The organism is Microbacterium sp. Root1433D1 (assembly GCF_001426835.1).
GTDB lineage: Bacteria > Actinomycetota > Actinomycetes > Actinomycetales > Microbacteriaceae > Microbacterium > Microbacterium maritypicum.
In genome coordinates, this window is record NZ_LMFN01000003.1 from 239,560 (window position 1) to 257,129 (window position 17,570).

A 17,570-nucleotide genomic window follows, 5' to 3' on the forward strand; every position below is an offset into this window, starting at 1 on the left:
CGCGGTCAGGAGAGCTCGTGCACGTGCACGGCGGAGGTGAGGTTCGTGCCGTTGAGGTCGAGGTAGATCACGCTCTCGGTCACGGTGAGGGTCATGGTGTTGCGGCGCTCGATCAGCCCGGCCGCGCTGTCGATGAAGCCGGGGTCGAAGCTGTAGACGCGGATGTCCTCGCGGCGGTGGATGCGCTTGTCCGTCCACGGTGCCATCACCTTGGCGGGGTCGCGGTGGGTGTAGACCACGGTGCGCTCGGCGAGCCTGCTGCCGTAGTGCAGGCGTTCGGCGTCGGGCGCACCGATCTCGACCCAGGCGGCGATGAGGCCGGTGAGGTCGCGCACGAGCACAGCCGGTTCCTCGGTCGAGGAGATGCTGCCGCCGAAGGCGATGCCCTCGGCGAACTCGAGCCCGTAGGCCAGCACACGCGTGAGCATGTAGGCATCGGTCTCGGACGGATGCCGCGCCACGCGCAGCGAGTAGTCCTCGTAGACGCCGCGATCGGTGTCAGCGAGCTGCACCTCGAATGTGTGGACTGTGGAACCGATCGCCATGATCCCCGAGCCTACGCGGCTGCGGGATGCGCGCTTGACCGTCGGGTCAGAAGAGCATCGGCTGCGCGGGTGACGCCTCGGATCGTGCGCTGGGCGTGAAGCGCACCGTCGCGGCGGTCGACACCGTCGTCTGCACGTGGCCCTGCCCCGGGCGGAACCCGCGGCGGGAGTAGTCGTCTTCGTGGCGGCCGTCGAGGCCGTGCATGCGGATCAACGGACGGGTGCGCTTGGCGAGCCACTGTCGGTACCCCTTCGGGGCCTCGGCCGACGCTCCCGGGTACAGCCCGCGGTAAGACGACACCAGGTCGGGCCGCGCCTCGCCGAGCCACTCGAAGAACCACGGCTTCACTCCCGGACGAAGGTGCAGGGCTCCGTAGATGACGGCGCGCGCCCCGGCCTCCTTGATGCGCACGAGGGCACTGTCGATCGCGGCGAGCGAGTCGGTCATGTGCGGCATGATCGGCATGAGGAACACGGTCACCGGGAACCCGGCATCCGCCAGCGCCCGCACGGTGTCGAGTCGCGCCTGAGTCGTCGGAGCCCCGGGCTCGATCGCCTTCTGCAGGTCGTCGTCGTACATCGCGATCGACATCTGCACATCGATCGGCACCCGCTTCGCGGCCTTCACGAGCAGCGGGATGTCCCGGCGGATCAGCGTCCCCTTCGTGAGGATCGAGATCGGGGTGCCGGACGCGGCGAGGGTCTCGATGATGCCAGGCATGAGCTTGTACCTGCCCTCGGCCCGCTGGTACGGGTCGGTGTTGGTGCCGAGGGCGACGGTCTCGTGCTCCCAACTGCCGCGCCGCAGCTCCTTCTCGAGCACCTCCACCACGTTGACCTTGACGACGATCTGCGAGTCGAAGTCGGCCCCGCCGTCGAGGTCGAGGTACTCGTGGGTTCCGCGGGCGAAGCAATAAACGCAGGCATGCGAACACCCCCGATAGGGATTGATCGTCCAGGCGAAGGGCATGCGCGAGGCGCCGGGCACATGATTCAGCGCCGACTTCGACAGCACCTCGTGGAACGTCATCCCGGCGAACTCGGGAGTCGTGACGGAGCGCAGGACGCTCGATCGGTCTTCGAGGCCGGGCAGCGCCGCCGCATCCGTCTCTCCGAGCTTCTGTCCCTGCCACCTCATTCGACAATTCGAACAGAAAGACGATGTTAACGCAAGCGACTCTGCAACTTATCTTCGAATGAGAGGATGGATCAATGCCCTTCCTGCCGCACCCTCAGCATGCGGCACCGCGGTCCCCGATCCGCGGACCTGCATTGCCGATCGGTGTCGCTGTGACCGCGATCGGGGTCCTGTTGTCGATCGGTTCCGGTCCGGTGCCGTCCTCCGGCGCCGACTCGATGCCGGTGCCGGTCGCGGTCATGCAGGTCCCGCCGGTCAAGGTCGCCGCGACCACGGCGGCCGACCCCTGCGCAGACTCCTCGGTGCAGCAGGCGATCGCGAACGGCGATGACGCGGCGACGATCGCGGCGTTCGGGGGTGGCGCGGCCTTCCGCGAGGCCGTCGTCGCGGGCAACGCTCCCTGCATCTCGCTCAGTGATCCGGCGCGGCTGTGGGTCGTGGTGAACAAGTCGTCGCCGCTGAACCCGCCAGAGTACGAGCCGACGGACCTCGCCTCGGTGCCGCTGCAGATGACGACGCCGTCCGGGCGCGTGCGCACCGACGTGGCCGCTGCCGTCGGCGAGATGGCGGATGCGGCGGTCGCTGCCGGTGTCGGGCGGATCGGCGCGAACAACGGATACCGCTCGTACGGTCTCCAGGTGACGACCTACGGCTCGCACGTGCGATCGCAGGGCCAGGCCGAGGCGGATGCCGGCTCGGCGCGTCCGGGACACAGTGAGCACCAGACGGGTCTCGCGCTCGACGTGGTCGCGTGCGGGACGGGCTGCGGCGGCCTCGATGGTTTCGGCGCCACGGCGCAGAGCGACTGGGTCGCGGCGCACGCCTGGGAGTACGGATTCATCGTGCGCTACGAGCAGGTCGGCACCCCGGTCACGGGGTATGCGCCGGAGCCGTGGCACGTCCGCTATGTCGGCGTCGACCTCGCCGCCGCCTATCACGAGGGTGGGTTCCACACGCTCGAGGAGTTCTTCGCGCTGCCGGCCGCCCCCGACTACGCGCACTGAATCGGCGCGGAACGCCACGGTTGCGGCATCCGACAACCGCGGTACCCAGTGTCACGTTTTATGGGATGCATTCTCACAACGTCCTGTCCTGGACTGGTCGTGCGACGTAGAATCGCCGGAGCAACGATGCATGAGACGTTCAGGAGGACGGCATGGAACGCGACATCTACGACGAGGATCACGAGGCATTCCGGGACCTGGTCAAGGACTTCGTCAAGCGCCACGTGACCAACGAGGCGATCGAGCGGTGGGACGCCGCGGGGGAGATCGACCGGGCGACGATGCTGGCCGCCGGAGAGGCGGGTCTGATCGGCCTGTCGGTCCCGGAGGAGTTCGGTGGCGCCGGCATGCTGCAGGACTACCGCTTCCGCACGATCGTGATGGAGGAGGTCATCGCCTCCGGCGCGGGTTCGCTGGCCGGTGCCTTCGGCATCCAGGACGACCTGGCCGTGCCCTACCTCGTGCACATGGGAACGCAGGCGCAGAAGGAGAAGTGGCTTCCCCGCATGGCCACGGGCGAGGTGCTCGGCGCGCTCGCCATGACCGACCCGGGTGCGGGTTCGGATCTGCGTGGCATCAAGACCAACGCCAAGAAGGTCGACGGCGGCTACATCCTCAACGGTGCGAAGACGTTCATCTCCTCCGGTACGACGGCCGACGTCGTCGTGACCTTCGTCAAGACCGGTGAGGGCAACCGTCCCGACGCCTTCAGCCTGCTGCTCGTGGAGAAGGGCATGGAGGGCTTCGACCAGGGCAAGAAGCTCAGCAAGATGGGCTTCCACGGCTGGGACACGGCCGAGCTCAGCTTCACCGACGTGTTCGTCCCTGACGAGAACCTCATCAGCGGCAAGGAGGGTCAGGGGTTCATCCAGCTGATGCTAAACCTGCCGCTTGAGCGTCTCTCGATCGGCGTCGCCGCAGCCGCAGCCGCGCAGGCCGCCCTCGACTGGACCGTCGCCTACACGAAGGACCGCGAGGCGTTCGGCGAGCGCATCGCCGACTTCCAGAACACCCGCTTCCGGCTCGCCGACATGGCCGCGACCACGGACGCGATGTGGGCGTACATCGACCGCGCGTTGCTCGCCTACAAGAACAGCACGCTCACCGCCGAGGATGCCGCGAAGGTCAAGTTCTGGGCTACCGAGCGCGAGTGGGAGGTGCTCGACACGGGCGTGCAGCTGCACGGCGGTTACGGCTACATCATGGAGTACCCGATCGCCCGCGCTTTCACCGATGCTCGCGTGCACCGCATCTACGGCGGCACGAACGAGATCATGCGCGATCTCGTCGGCCGTCAGATCGTCGGCAAGCGCTGACGTCACCTGCGCAGAAGAGGCCCCGGATGCGACATCCGGGGCCTCTTCCTGTCCCTGGTCGATCGCCGGACCTCGGTGCCACCAGGCATTCGGAGCGACGCACTCCTGGCGGCTGACTCGGTTCTCGGTCTTCACGACATGCCGGTCGCACCGGTATTCAATAGAACATAAATTCGAATGTCGAGACGGTTCGCGGTAGAATCGAGTATGTCGAAATTGACCGCGTTGCACGAGGCGATGTCACGCCTCGATGAGGCGTGGTCAGATGCCGGTGACTCCGGAGAGCTGTCCCGCGAGCAGCTGATCGAGGTGAGCGCGTCTATCGGGGTGTTGCGGCGTCGGTTGGATGCCGTGCATGTGTCGGTGGCGGCGTGCATCTCCCGCGAGTCACGTCCAGAGCTCGGGGCGGAGAGCCTGGCCAAGCAGCAGGGCTACCGCAACCCGGCGACGTTGATCGCGGCAGCCACGGGGGTGTCGACCGGTGATGCGTCGCGCCTCGTCAAGGTGGGAGAGGCGACGGCACCCCGGAGCGACCTTCTGGGTGCGCGTCTGCCGGCGAAGTATCCGCTGGTGAGCGAGGCGCTGGATTCGGGGGCGCTCGGTGCTCCCGCCGCCGCGATGATCATCGGGTTGCTCGATCGTTGTCGGATCGCCACGGGGGTGGAGCGTGTCGTCGAAGCCGAGCGCATGCTGGCGGAGAAGGCGGCAGGTCTGGCACTCGACGATGTGCGCAAGCTCGTGGTCCGTGCAGAAGCATGGCTCGATCCGGATGGTCTGGAGCCTCGTGAGGAAGAGCGCCGCGGCAGGCGCGCGCTGACACTGTTCGAGCGTGAGGGAATGGTGCATCTGAACGCCGTGCTCGATGTCGAGACCGCGGCGCCGGTCGTCACCGCGATCCGGGGCTACGTGACCGCCGTGTTCGCCGCGCGGAAAGACGCGCCCGATGCGGAAGCGCCCGATGCGGATCGGCGGACGGTGCCGATGATCCAGGCCGATGCCCTCGCGGTGTTCTGCGCGCACGTGCTCGGGTGTGAGCAGCGGGTGCCGGTCGCCGGTGCGACGGTGATCGTGCGGATGAACCTCGACGATCTGGAGGCCGGCACGGGGTCGGCGACCGTGGACGGGGTCGATCAGCCGGTCAGCGTCGGGGCCGCGCGGCGGATGGCGGCCGGGGGCGGCGTGATCCCGTGTGTGCTCGGCGGAGACAGCGAGATTCTCGATTGGGGACGGGAGAAGCGGTTGTTCACCCGGGCGCAACGGCTGGCGCTGGTAGAGCGTGATGGGGGATGCGCGATGTGCGGGTTGCCGCCGGAGATGACGAAGGCGCATCACATTCGATGGTGGAGACGAGACCACGGGCCGACCGATCTCTCCAACGGAGTGCTGCTGTGCGAAACGTGTCACCATCGCATCCACGACAACGGGTGGCAGATCCGCATCGATACTGCCGGGAGCGGGAGCGGGAGCGGGAGCGGGAGCGGGAGCGGTGCGGAGGCGCGGGTGTGGTTCATTCCGCCGCGATACGTCGACTCTGCGCGAACCCCGAGGCTCGGAGGCCGCGCACGCTTCGACATCGCGGCCTGACGACGGCGCTGCTTGACGACGGTGCTGCTTGACGTCGCGGCCTGACGGCTTCGAAGCCGGACGACATCGCTGCCTGGCGATGTCGCTGCCTGGCGTGTGCGGCTGCGCTCGCGCGGTTCAGCGGCGCCTGCCGACTCCCGCCCTGCGGAGACGGTCGGCGATCAGGATGCCGAGGGCCGTGCCGCCGACACAGCTGGCGATCGTCACGGCGAAGAAGGCGATCTGGGCGAAGAGAGACATGGACCCGAGGTCGAACCACGCCCACGCCGAGATCGGATACACGATGCCCACGATGACGGCGCCGAGATAGTGCATCCAGGTGCCCCAGTAGCGCCAGAGTACGAACAGGAACGGCAGCTCCGTGAAGGCCGCCCACCAGAGATTGGTCAGCACGGTGCTGAAACCGTATCCGGAGAACGGCACCATCACGAGACCGGCGATCAGCGCGACGAGCAGTCCGACGAGCGGACGATGCAGCAGCCGCAGCGCGATCACCGATGGCAGCAGCCAGAGACCGGCGAGCGCCATGCCCACGAACGGGAGCGGCCCGGTCAGCACGGTCGAGAACCAGTTCATCGGTGCGAGAAGCACCGCTCCCGCCACACCGAGCGCCGCACAGGTCAGCAGGATGACGGTGGGGAAGCGGAATCGTCCGCCGGTGCGGGGCGACCGGCCCGCGGCATCCGCGCTCATGCCAGGGGCTCCGCCGCGGCCTCGCGAGCGGCCTTCGACGCGGGGGAGGCTGCACCGACCCGCCAGTACCCGCAGAAGCTCACCGCATTCTTGTCCACCCCGCGCTCACCGACGAGGTGCTTGCGGGCGCCGGAGGCGAGCGCCTGCTCGCCCGCCGCATAGGCGTGGAACGGAGCCTCCGGCAGGGTGGTGCGGGCGAGCGCGTCCAGAGCGAGCGAACCGGGAGCGACGCCGTGCGGCCGCACGATCCGCACGACCTCGATGCCCGAGGGATGCGCGAACTCCAGCGCATCCTCCTCGCTCGGCGTCTCCGCGATCGCGGTACCGATGGCGCCGGCCGGAAGCGAGGCACAGATCGAGGCGATCGCGGGCAGGGCGGTCTCATCGCCGACGAGCACGACGCGATCCACGCCGCGCTGCGGATTGAACGTGAGCCCCTCGTCGATGATCAGAACATGCTCGCCCGGCCGGCAGGTCTCGGCCCACCGCGAGGCCGGTCCGGCGGTACCGTCGGCCGCCGATCCGTGCAGCACGAAGTCCACGTCGATCTCGGCACCGGCATCCGCGGTCGCCGGGCGGAATGCCCGCACGCTGTAGTTGCGCATCACCGGACGCTCGCCGTCGGGGATGCGCAGGAACTTCAGATACCCGAACACCTTGTTCGCCTTCGCCGGCACCCGCTCCAGGCCCGCATCACCCCCGATCGGGAGGAACAGCCGGAACCACTGGTCGAACCCCATCGGACGGAACTTCTCGATCTCGCCGCCGCCGAGCGTCACACGGATCCAGTGCGTCGACAGCCGTCGCGTGCGCAGCACGACCAGCTGGATGAGATCGGCCGACTCGGGTTTGACCATCTTGCTGTAGGCCACGATGCGCCTTTCAGGGAAGCTGCCAGGGGAAGGACACGACGAAGATCGCCGCCGACGCCAGCAGGGTCGCGACGGTGAAGACGGTGTCCCGTGTGCGGAACGGGACGAGGTGTCGCTCTGTGCGCGTCGAGTGCGCACCGAATGCACGCGAGTCCATCGCGAGTGCCACGCGCTCTGCGTGACGGATGGCCCCGGCCAGCAGCGGCACGATGTACCCCCACCCCCGAGCGATGCGCGCGAAGGGTCCGCGTCCGCCGTGATACCCGCGCACCCGATGAGCGGCCCTGATCACCGACAGCTCATGGCCGAACCGCGGCACGAACCGGAACGCGGCCAGGGCCGTGTAGCCGATCCGGTAAGGAACCCGCAGCTGCTGCACACTGGCCCGCACGAGATCGGGGCCGCTGGTGGTGAGCCCGCCGACGAGCGCGAGCGCGACGATGGAGCCGAGCCGCAGCGCGGTCGCGAAACCGATCAGCAGGGCCCCGCTGTAGAGCGTCCAGTCGCCGATCTGCAGGACGGGGGCACTGCCGGCGACGAGGCCGGCATCGACCCACAGCGAGAAGCCGACACCGATCAGAAGCATGCCGGCGGGGAGCCCGAGCAGCAGCAGGGCGAGGAGTCTGCCCGTCAGGCGTGCGCCGACCAGGATCAGGGCGTAGGCGAGCACCAGGAAGGCCACGGGGGTGGCCAGATCCCGCACGAAGACCAGCAGCACCATCGCCGGCGCGAATCCGGCGATCTTCGCGAGCGGGTTCAGCGCGTACAGGAACTGTCGTCGCGATGTCGCCGTCATCCGTGCGTAGGGGTCGAACGTCGCCGTGGTCACGAGGTCGCTCCGAGCCCGGCGGAGGTCAGCACGCGCTGCAGGGCCGGCAGGCGCAGTCCCGCGGCGGCGAACAGCTGCTCGTCCTGCAGAAGAGCGGCGGTGGGCCCGACCGCCCGCACCCGACCATCGGCGAGGACGACGACATGGGTGGTGTGCTCGGCCACGAGCTGGAGGTCATGCGTGACGATCACGATCGTCGTCCCCTCCGCACGCAGGTTCTGCAGCAGCTCGAGGAGCTCGGCGGCCCTGGCGCGGTCCTGTCCGAAGGTGGGTTCGTCGAGCGCCAGCACGCGCGGACGGGTGATCAGCGCGGTACCCACCGACAGCCGCCGCTTCTCGCCGCCGGAGAGCAGGAACGGATGCACATCCGCCTTGTGCTCCAGCCCGAAGCGGGTGAGCATCTCGTCGACGCGGGCCGTGATCTCGGCATCCGGCACGTGGCGCAGCCGCAGACCGTGGGCCAGCTCGTCGAAGACCGTCGCCGCGATGAACTGGTGCTCCGGATTCTGGAACACGAACCCGATGCGTGCGGCGAGGTCGCGCGGAGACGCGGCCCCCGCGTCGACGCCGTCCACGGATACCTGCCCGCGCGGCGGGGGGACGACGCCCGCGAGTGCCTGGATCAGCGTGGTCTTGCCCGCACCGTTCGCCCCGACGATGGCCGTGAGACTGCCGGCCTCGAGGTCGAGGTCGATCCCGTGCAGGATCTCCGTCCGGCATCGGCGCACGGTCAGCCCGCGGGCGCGGATGATCGGCGGCGCCTGGCGTCTCGTCTCGCCGTCGCTCTCGTCGCTCAGTGGCCCGGAACCTCCGGCGCCGGGCGGCCGGGCGGAGCGGGAGGAGAGTCCCTCGCGCTCGAGCGCGGCAGCGAGCTCCTGCGGCGACAGCGGCAGTGGGTCGAGGGAGATCCCCTGGCTCCGAAGGCGCAGCGCCGCCAGGGTGGCGCCGGGAAGCCACACGCCCATCCCTACCAGCTCATCGGCATGCTCGCGGATGACCTCGGCGGCCGGTCCGTCGAAGGCGACGCGACCTTCGCGGTCGAGCACGATCGCACGCGTGACGAACGCCATCGCCGCGTCGAGGTTGTGCTCCACGAGCAGGATGGCGCGGTCTCCGGCGGCGACGACCTCCGCCAGGGCGGCGTACACGTCGTCGATGCCCTGGGGGTCGAGGTTGGCCGTCGGCTCGTCGAGCACGATCAGCGCAGATCCCATCGCGAGAGCGCCCGCGATCGCGAGTCTCTGCCTCCCGCCACCGGAGAGATGGTCGGGGTTCTCATCGCGCCGATCCCAGAGGCCGACCCGTCGCAGTGCTTCCTCGACGCGACTCTCGACGACATCGAGCGGGAGCAGCAGGTTCTCGGGGCCGAACGCGACCTCGTCGTAGACGCTTCCGGTGACGATCTGCGCATCGGGGTCCTGGAAGACCATCGCGACCTGTGTGCTCAGCACGGCCGTCTGCGCGCTCGCGGTGTCGATCCCGCCCGCCTCGACGGTGCCGACCATGCGCGCGGGGAGTGCGTGGGGGATCAGGCCGTTCAGCGCGAGGGTGAGCGTCGACTTGCCGGAACCGGACGGTCCGAGCAGGAGCACGACTTCGCCCGCGTCGATGTCGAAGGTCACATCGCGTGGTGAGGGGTGCGCCGCATCGGCGTGGGTGAGCGAGAGCTCACGCACGCGGAGCAGGGGCGCGGATGGGCGCACGGTGGAGTCCCGGGTCGGCGGATCGTACCCCTCTAACTTAGCTGAGCCTTACCTGATAATCCATGCGCGCAGAAGCCCTCTTCCGGATGACAGCGGTCATCCCGAAGGCGGACGCGCTGTGCCCGCATGCAGGGCATCGTCGTAGAGGCGTCATTCTGTGCGCCGAACGGAACAAGGGGAGAACGTGCGAGAAGACACGAACACGATCGCGATCGCGAAGCCGCAGGAGAGCGGACGCGTGCCGACGCGCCGCGAAGGCGGGACCGGATCCCGGGGAGAGCTCGGCCGTATGGTCGGCATCGACTTCGCCCGGTTCCTGGCGATCATCGGCATGTTCTGCGCGCACCTCCTCCCGCCGGTCGGCATGCCGGGCCACATCTCCTGGCTGTCGAACGTCGTCGACGGGAACGCGTCGACCCTGTTCGCGGTCGTGGGCGGGATCAGCGTGGTCCTGGCGACCCGCTCCTACCTGGAGCGGGGTCACATCGCGGCGGCCCGGTGGGCGATGGCTGTGCGCGGTCTCCTCGTCATCGTGCTCGGGGCCACGCTCGCCCTGGCGCCGGGGAGCATCGTCGTCGTCCTCGTCTACTTCGGGGTGGCGATGCTGGGCAGTATCCCGTTCCTGCGGATGGGCGCGAAGGGACTGCTCGTGTGGGCAGGAGTCCTCGCGGTCATCGGCCCCATCCTCAACGCCCAGCTGCGAGGGATGATCGGCGTCGTCGGAGAGGGCGGCGGTGTGAGCTGGCCGCAGTGGGGAGAGCCGCTCGTGGCTCTGCGGGCGGTCTTCGTCACCGGGACCTACCCCGTCATCACCTGGATCGTCTACGTGCTCGTGGGCATGGCCGTGGCGAAGCTGCTGATCGGCGCACGCCGGAATGCGGCGGAGCCCCGTCTCCTCGCCTGGATGGCCGGAGTCGGCGCTCTTCTCGCCGTGCTCGCGGTGTCGGTCAGTGCCCTGGTCTACGGTCTCTTCGGGCGCGCTGCGGTGATCGCGACGATGCCGGTGGAGGCCGCCGAGGCGATCGACGGCCTGGTCGGATCCCCGGGCTTCGGCGCACCGCTCTCCCCGGAGTGGTGGGCGCTCGCGCTGCAGACTCCGCACACGGGAACGACCCTCGACATCCTGCGCGGCGTCGGCATCGCCCTCTTCGTCATCGCGAGCATGCTGTTCCTCGCCGGCGTCCTCCCGAAGGCCGCCCTCCGCGTGCTGGAGCCGATCAGGGCGGCGGGAGCCGCACCGCTCACGGTCTACACGCTCCACGTCCTCGCGGCGGCTGCCGCGACCGTCGCATTGGCGTCCGTCGGTCAGATCGACGCGCCGGCCGATATCCCGTGGTGGTACCTCGGGCCGGGGATCCTCGGGGTCCACATCCTGGGGGCGCTCGTCGTCGGTGCTATCCTGGCCGCGCTGCAGCGTCGTGGTCCGCTCGAAGCGCTCGTGAGCTCGATCTCGGGCGCGGTCGCGAGACGGCTGGGAGCGGTGCCTACCGGCGGGCGACGCCGGCGCGACTGAGCGCCGAGCCGATCGCGAGGCCGACAGCGGTCCACGCGATGGGTCCGAGCACGGAGATCGCGAGGTACAGCAGCTGCGCCCACAGCGGCATCACCGAGAGGTGAGCGGCGAAGAACACCACGACCGCGACGAAGACGCCGATGATCGCCGCCGAGAGGAAGAAGCGCCACGGTCCCCAGGAGCGATAGCGGGTGAGGGCGGCCACCCCCTCCTGGATCAGGCCGAACAGCAGCGCGGTGCCGATGAAGCGCAGCGCCCAGGCGGGGTTGAAGGCGCTCGCGATCAGGGCGGCGAACACATGGGTGATGAGCGCGACGAGCGGAAGGCGCAGCACCTCCTGCGCGATGATGCCCGGCAGCACGTGCGAACCGAGCACGAGGCCGTAGAGGAACAGCAGCGGACTGGCCAGCAGGACAGGTGTCACCCAGCCGGCGATGCCCGCGAGGATGCCCGTTGCGACACCGATCGCCGCGCAGACGAGCAGTACGCGGGTCGACAGGACGGAGGTGCGGGCCACCTCTCCAGCTTACTGTCGACCTATCGGGAGGGCGGCCGTGGATAACCCTGGTCGATCGGCGAATGCGGGTTGGTCGATCGGCCAGATCTCGCGTCGATCGCCGAGAGCCGGACTATGTTGGCCGCGGTGCAGCAACGCGGCTGCGCCGTGATCATCGGGAGCACCACATGGGTCGAACACCCCTCCGGATGGCAGCCGCCACCACCCTGGCCACGCTGTTCATCGCATCGACGGCAACCACCGGCTACGCCGCGACGGAGGAGGTGACGCACCCCGTCCCCGTCGCAGGCACCCCCGGGCACTACATCGTGGTGATGAAGTCGGATCCGCTCGCCACCTACGAAGGCGACGTCAAGGGTCTGAAGGCCACCAAGCCCGCCGAAGGCGAGCAGCTGGAGACGCAGTCGCAGGATTCGCAACGCTATGTCGAGCATCTGCAGACCGAGCAGACCGATCTCGTCAGCGACATCGGCGTCACCCCCGACACCACCTACCAGGTGGTGCTGAACGGCTTCAGCGCCGACCTCAGCGGCGAACAGGTCGACGCACTTCGTGCGTCGAAGGACGTCATCGGGGTGTACCCGGATGAGATCCGTCACCCCGATGCGCAGACGTCGACCGACTACCTCGGGCTCGGCGACGACCGCAAGGGCCGCGGCGGCGTGTGGCAGCAGACCGGAGGGGTCGAGAAAGCCGGAGAGGGCGTCGTCGTCGGCGTGATCGACACCGGCATCGCCCCCGAGCACCCCTCGTTCGAGGGCAAGAAGATCAAGAAGCAGAAGAAGCAGCACAACCGCAACAAGGGCGCTCAGCCCTACACCGACGGCACCTACGTCTACTTCGACAAGTCGGACGGCGGGCAGTTCCAGGCCGCGATGGTCGAGGGTCAGGACTGGGACAAGAGCGACTATTCGTCGAAGCTCATCGGCGGACAGTACTTCTACGCCGGAGCCGAGGCGGCCGGTTTCGATTTCCAGTACGACTACCTCTCGCCCCGGGACGGCGACGGCCACGGCTCCCACACCGCGAGCACCGCGGCGGGCAACTTCAAGGTCAAGGCCAGCATCGAGAACGTCGATTTCGGCACGATCTCGGGAGTCGCGCCCGCGGCGAAGATCTCGGCCTACAAGGCCTGCTACGTCGGTCCAGACACGACGGTGACCACGGATGACATCTGCGCGCAGAGCGACCTGATCGCCGCGATCGACCAGGCCGTCGCCGACGGCGTCGACGTGATCAACTACTCCATCGGCGGAGGCGCCGCGAGCACCGTGATGGCTCCGGAGGACCTCGCGTTCTTCAACGCCGCAGCCGCGGGTGTCTTCGTCGCGACGAGCGCCGGCAACGACGGCCCCGACCCGGTCACGGCCGATCACGCATCGCCCTGGTACACGACGGTCGCCGCCTCCACCATCCCCACCTGGGAGGGCACGGTGCAGTTCGACGGATTCGAGCAGGCCGGAGCCTCGGTGAGCGTGCCGTTCGGGCAGACGGTCACCGGTCCGTCGATCGCCGCCGTGGATGCCGCCGCCGCAGGAGCCGCCGATCCGCAGCTCTGCCTGCCCGGCACCCTCGACCCCGCGAAGGTGGCCGGCCACATCGTGGTCTGCGATCGCGGAGGCAACGCCCGCGCCGAGAAGTCGCAGGTGGTCAAGGACGCCGGTGGCATGGGCATGGTCCTCGTGAACGTGCCCGGTGGGGCCGACTCGCTCGACAACGACTTCCACGCCGTTCCGACCGTGCACCTGAACGCCGTGCACCGCGCCGCCGTGCTCGCGTACGTGCAGGGCGGCGTGGACCGTCCGATCACCCTCGTCGGTGAGAACACCACGGGCGTGACCACCCCGACGCCGCAGATCGCGGGATTCTCGAGCCGCGGACCGATGCTGGCCGACGGCAGCGATGTGATGAAGCCGGACGTCGCGGCTCCCGGTGTCGCGATCCTCGCGGCGACCGAGAACGCACCGGGCGAGAAGCCGACCTTCGGCATCCTCTCCGGCACGTCGATGGCCTCGCCGCACGTCGCAGGTCTCGCGGCTCTGTACCTCGGCGAGCGTCCCAAGGCGACGCCGGCCGAGATCAAGTCGGCGATGATGACCACCGCCTACGACACGGTGCTGCCCGACGGATCGAAGAACAAGAACCCGTTCGAGCAGGGTGCGGGTCAGGTCGATCCGAAGCGGTACCTGAACCCGGGTCTGCTCTACCTCAACGGGGTGAAGGACTGGGCGGCGTTCCTCGACGGGAAGGGGCTGTCGGACTTCCCCGGCATCGACCCGATCGACGGCAGCGATCTGAACCAGGCGTCGATCTCGATCGGCTCGCTGACCAGCGCGCAGACCGTCACCCGCACGGTCACCTCGACCGAGAAGGGCACCTTCACCGCCAAGGCCTCGGTGCCGGGAGTGAACATCAAGGTCACACCTCAGCAGCTCAAGTTCGACCGCCCCGGCCAGACGAAGACCTTCACGGTCACGTTCGACAACGCCAGCGCCCCCGTGGAGCAGTGGGCCACCGGCTCGCTGACCTGGACGAGTGCGAAGAACTCGGTGCGGTCGCCGATCGCGCTGTTCCCGGTCACGGCCGACGCTCCGGCGGAGGTCACGGGCACCGGCGTCGACGGCAGCACCACGGTGGACATCACCCCCGGCCTCACCGGTGATCTGGCACTCGGACTCTCGGGTCTGACGCCGTTCGAGATGCTCGCCGACGCGGACAACCCCGTCGACGGTCACTCGGGAGATGAGAAGTCGGGCGACGCGAACAAGGACGTGTCGTGGATCGTGAACGTGCCCGAGGGGACGACGCTGTCGAGGTTCGACCTCGACTCGTCCGACGACAAGGGCAGCGACCTCGACCTCACCGTGTACCGGGTGGTGAGCCCGGACGACCTGCAGTACTACCAGCGCTGGCGCTCGGCGACCGGCTCGGCGGACGAGCAGGTCACGATCCCGTCGCCGACGGCCGGTACGTACCTCGTGGTGGCGAACATCTACTCCACGACGGGCCCGATGACGTGGGACATGACCTACGCCAACGTGCTGCTCGACGGCGAGGGCGACCTCACCGCCACGCCGAACCCGCTCGCCGCGGTCCGCGGTAAGCAGATGTCGTACGACCTCAGCTGGACCGGTCTGACCGCCGGCACGCGCTACCTCGGGCTCGTGCAGTACGGCGACTCCGATGTACGCACCGTGCTGACGGTCGACGTGCCGAAGGCGAAGGCACCGGAGGCTCCGGCACCCGAGACCCCGGCGCCGGAGACCCCGGCACCGGAGGCTCCTGCACCGCAGACCCCGGCACCGGAGACGAGCGCCCCGGCGACGCCCGCACCGGAGACCCCCGCACCGGAGACCCCGTCACCGCGTGGGGAGAAGAGGGAGTAGTCCGCACGCGACACCGCACAGCACCCCGTGGTCGATGGACCGCGGGGTGCTGTGCTGCGTGCGCGCATCCGTTCACCGCGTGATCCGCGCCGCTCGTCGCAGCATCCACTCGCTCGGCCCCGTGCGGCGGCATCGCTTTCCTAACGTGGGGGAACGCAACGTCGCGTATCCCGAGGAGACCTCCATGACCGCACCTTCGTCGCGCCGCCGCGACGGCGCCGGACTCGTCGACGACGAGCCCGTGATCGTCACCGATCCGAAACTCCCCTCCGTCGCCCTCACCGAGGAGCACCACGAGAAGGCGAACCGCTGGACTCTGCCGAAGATCATCCTGTGGTCCGCGATCGCGTTGCTGGGCGCCGTCGCCTGGACCATGCTCGCGATCGTCCGCGGCGAGACCGTCAACGCGATCTGGTTCGTGTTCGCCGCGGTGTGCACCTACCTCATCGGCTATCGGTTCTACTCCAAGGTGATCGAGAAGTACATCACCCGCCCCGATGACCGCAGGGCCACGCCCGCCGAGGTGAAGCAGGACGGCAAGGACTACGTCCCCACCGACCGTCGCGTGCTCTACGGCCACCACTTCGCGGCCATCGCCGGTGCCGGACCGCTCGTCGGTCCCGTGCTCGCCGCGCAGATGGGGTACCTCCCCGGCACGATCTGGATCATCGTGGGCGTCGTGCTCGCCGGCGCCGTGCAGGACTACACCGTGCTGTTCTTCTCGATGCGCCGCGGCGGACGCACGATCGGCCAGATGGCCCGTCAGGAGCTCGGCCGGATCGGCGGCACCGCCGCGATCATCGCCTCGCTGCTGATCATGCTGATCATCGTCGCGATCCTCGCCCTCGTCGTCGTCAACGCGCTGGGGGAGAGCCCGTGGGGCGTGTTCTCGGTCGCGATGACCATCCCGATCGCGCTCTTCATGGGCGTCTACCTGCGCTACCTCCGCCCCGGCAAGGTCACCGAGGTGTCGATCATCGGCTTCGTGCTGCTGATGGCCGCGATCATCGGCGGAGGCTGGGTCGCCGGTACCGAGTGGGGTCAGGCGATCTTCCACCTCGACCGCACGACCATCGCCTGGGGCATCATCGTCTACGGCTTCATCGCCGCCGTGCTTCCGGTCTGGCTGCTGCTCGCCCCGCGCGACTACCTGTCGACCTTCATGAAGATCGGCGTGATCGTCATGCTCGCGGGAGCCATCGTCCTCGTGCGCCCCGAGATCACCGTCCCCGCCGTCAGCGTCTTCGGCGAGAACGGCATGGGACCGGTGTTCGCAGGGCCCCTCTTCCCCTTCCTGTTCGTCACGATCGCGTGCGGGGCGCTCTCCGGGTTCCATGCGCTGATCGCGTCCGGAACCACTCCGAAACTCATCGAGAAGGAGCGTCAGACGCGCTTCATCGGCTACGGCGGCATGCTCATGGAGTCGTTCGTCGCGATCATGGCCCTCGTCGCCGCGATCTCGATCGACCAGGGCATCTACTTCGCGATGAACGCCCCGACGGCCGCGACAGGGGGAACAGTCGAGGGGGCGGTGGCCTTCGTGAACTCGCTGGGCCTGACGGGGGTGAACCTCACACCCGAGATGCTCACCGGCACGGCAGCCGCGGTGGGCGAGGAGTCGATCGTCTCGCGCACCGGAGGGGCGCCGACGCTCGCGCTCGGCCTCGCGCACATCATGCAGCAGGCGCTCGGCGGTCAGGCGATGATGGCGTTCTGGTACCACTTCGCGATCATGTTCGAGGCGCTGTTCATCCTCACCGCCGTCGACGCCGGCACCCGCGTCGCCCGCTTCATGCTGCAGGACTCGATCGGCGCCTGGTTCCCCAAGTTCCGCGACGTCTCGTGGCGCCCCGGAGTGTGGATCTGCACCGCGATCATGGTGGCCGGCTGGGGAGCGATCCTCATCCTCGGAGTGACCGACCCGCTCGGCGGCATCAACACCTTCTTCCCGCTGTTCGGCATCGCGAACCAGCTGCTCGCCGCGATCGCGCTCGCCGTGGTGATGGCCATCGTCGCCAAGCGCGGTCGGAGCTACGTCAAGTGGCTGTGGATCATCGGGCTGCCGCTCGCGTTCACCGCGGTCGTGACCATCACGGCTTCGCTGTACAAGATCGCGTCTCCGGTTCCGGCGATCGGCTACTGGGCGAATCACTTCCGCTACGTCGCCGCCCGCGACAGCGGAGACACCTCGCTCGGTGAGCCCCAGGTGCTCGACGCCGTCATCCGCAACACCGCCGTGCAGGGCACGCTCTCGATCATTTTCGTGACCCTCGCCATCGTCGTCATGGTGGCCGCCGTGATCGTGACGATCAAGGCGATCCGCAACGGCGGCGGCGAGAACACCGAGGAGGCCCCCGTGGCCTCGCGCCGCTTCGCTCCGGCAGGGTTCCTGCCGAGCGCCGAGGAGCGCGAACTCGAGAAGCAGTGGGAGCCGCTCCTGGCCGACGAGCGCAAGGCGTCGACCCACTGA

At 68.8% G+C, this 17,570-nt stretch carries 13 protein-coding genes; 6 read left to right on the forward strand and 7 right to left on the reverse strand.

Annotation, left to right across the window (positions count from 1 at the left end; translation table 11 throughout):
• Positions 1–5: 5 nt before the first annotated feature.
• Positions 6–545 (reverse strand): YaeQ family protein, encoded by a 540-nt coding sequence (locus ASD13_RS12205; RefSeq protein WP_055869487.1) that lies wholly within the window; start codon positions 543–545, stop codon positions 6–8.
• A gap of 46 nt (positions 546–591) precedes the next feature.
• Positions 592–1,683 (reverse strand): Rv2578c family radical SAM protein, encoded by a 1,092-nt coding sequence (locus tag ASD13_RS12210; RefSeq protein WP_055869491.1) that lies wholly within the window; start codon positions 1,681–1,683, stop codon positions 592–594.
• A gap of 74 nt (positions 1,684–1,757) precedes the next feature.
• Between ASD13_RS12210 and ASD13_RS12215 the strand changes: the two genes are divergently transcribed.
• The 3 genes from ASD13_RS12215 to ASD13_RS12225 all read left to right on the forward strand — a co-directional run bounded on the left by ASD13_RS12215 (position 1,758) and on the right by ASD13_RS12225 (position 5,587).
• The gene (locus ASD13_RS12215) at positions 1,758–2,687 is read left to right on the forward strand and encodes a M15 family metallopeptidase (RefSeq protein WP_055869494.1); all 930 of its coding nucleotides are present in this window, start codon (positions 1,758–1,760) and stop codon (positions 2,685–2,687) included.
• Between the two features lie 152 nt (positions 2,688–2,839).
• Complete coding sequence (locus ASD13_RS12220) at positions 2,840–4,003, forward strand: acyl-CoA dehydrogenase family protein (RefSeq protein WP_055869497.1); 1,164 nt, start codon at positions 2,840–2,842, stop codon at positions 4,001–4,003.
• Positions 4,004–4,210: 207 nt separating this feature from the next.
• Complete coding sequence (locus ASD13_RS12225) at positions 4,211–5,587, forward strand: HNH endonuclease signature motif containing protein (protein WP_055869500.1); 1,377 nt, start codon at positions 4,211–4,213, stop codon at positions 5,585–5,587.
• A gap of 117 nt (positions 5,588–5,704) precedes the next feature.
• On the opposite strand, the gene ASD13_RS12230 is transcribed toward ASD13_RS12225, so the two are convergent.
• Genes ASD13_RS12230 through ASD13_RS12245 form a run of 4 tightly spaced genes read right to left on the reverse strand, consistent with a single transcriptional unit; the run spans position 5,705 to position 9,684 of the window.
• Positions 5,705–6,280 carry an ECF transporter S component gene (locus tag ASD13_RS12230; RefSeq protein ID WP_055869503.1) on the reverse strand — a complete coding sequence of 192 codons (576 nt, stop codon included), beginning with the start codon at positions 6,278–6,280 and terminating at the stop codon, positions 5,705–5,707.
• On the reverse strand, positions 6,277–7,152 hold the full coding sequence (locus ASD13_RS12235) for a siderophore-interacting protein (protein ID WP_082531497.1): 876 nt from the start codon (positions 7,150–7,152) through the stop codon (positions 6,277–6,279). The genes ASD13_RS12230 and ASD13_RS12235 overlap by 4 nt, the downstream gene beginning before the upstream one ends.
• Positions 7,153–7,162: 10 nt before the next feature.
• Positions 7,163–7,981, reverse strand: coding sequence for an energy-coupling factor transporter transmembrane component T (locus tag ASD13_RS12240; protein WP_082531498.1), 819 nt, complete (start codon positions 7,979–7,981; stop codon positions 7,163–7,165).
• Positions 7,978–9,684 carry an ABC transporter ATP-binding protein gene (locus ASD13_RS12245; RefSeq protein ID WP_055869506.1) on the reverse strand — a complete coding sequence of 569 codons (1,707 nt, stop codon included), beginning with the start codon at positions 9,682–9,684 and terminating at the stop codon, positions 7,978–7,980. Before ASD13_RS12245 ends, ASD13_RS12240 begins: the two co-directional genes overlap by 4 nt.
• 184 nt (positions 9,685–9,868) lie before the next feature.
• Between ASD13_RS12245 and ASD13_RS12250 the strand changes: the two genes are divergently transcribed.
• Positions 9,869–11,197 (forward strand): heparan-alpha-glucosaminide N-acetyltransferase domain-containing protein, encoded by a 1,329-nt coding sequence (locus ASD13_RS12250; protein ID WP_055869509.1) that lies wholly within the window; start codon positions 9,869–9,871, stop codon positions 11,195–11,197.
• On the opposite strand, the gene ASD13_RS12255 is transcribed toward ASD13_RS12250, so the two are convergent.
• Positions 11,169–11,714: an ECF transporter S component gene (locus ASD13_RS12255; RefSeq protein WP_017831382.1), complete on the reverse strand. Its 546-nt coding sequence runs from the start codon at positions 11,712–11,714 to the stop codon at positions 11,169–11,171. The genes ASD13_RS12250 and ASD13_RS12255 overlap by 29 nt on opposite strands.
• Positions 11,715–11,902: 188 nt before the next feature.
• On the opposite strand from ASD13_RS12255, the gene ASD13_RS12260 reads away from it, so the two are divergent.
• A complete protein-coding gene (locus tag ASD13_RS12260; protein WP_055869512.1) occupies positions 11,903–15,100 on the forward strand; it encodes a S8 family serine peptidase in 3,198 nt (1,065 codons plus the stop codon).
• Positions 15,101–15,284: 184 nt separating this feature from the next.
• The gene (locus ASD13_RS12265; protein ID WP_055869515.1) at positions 15,285–17,570 is read left to right on the forward strand and encodes a carbon starvation CstA family protein; all 2,286 of its coding nucleotides are present in this window, start codon (positions 15,285–15,287) and stop codon (positions 17,568–17,570) included.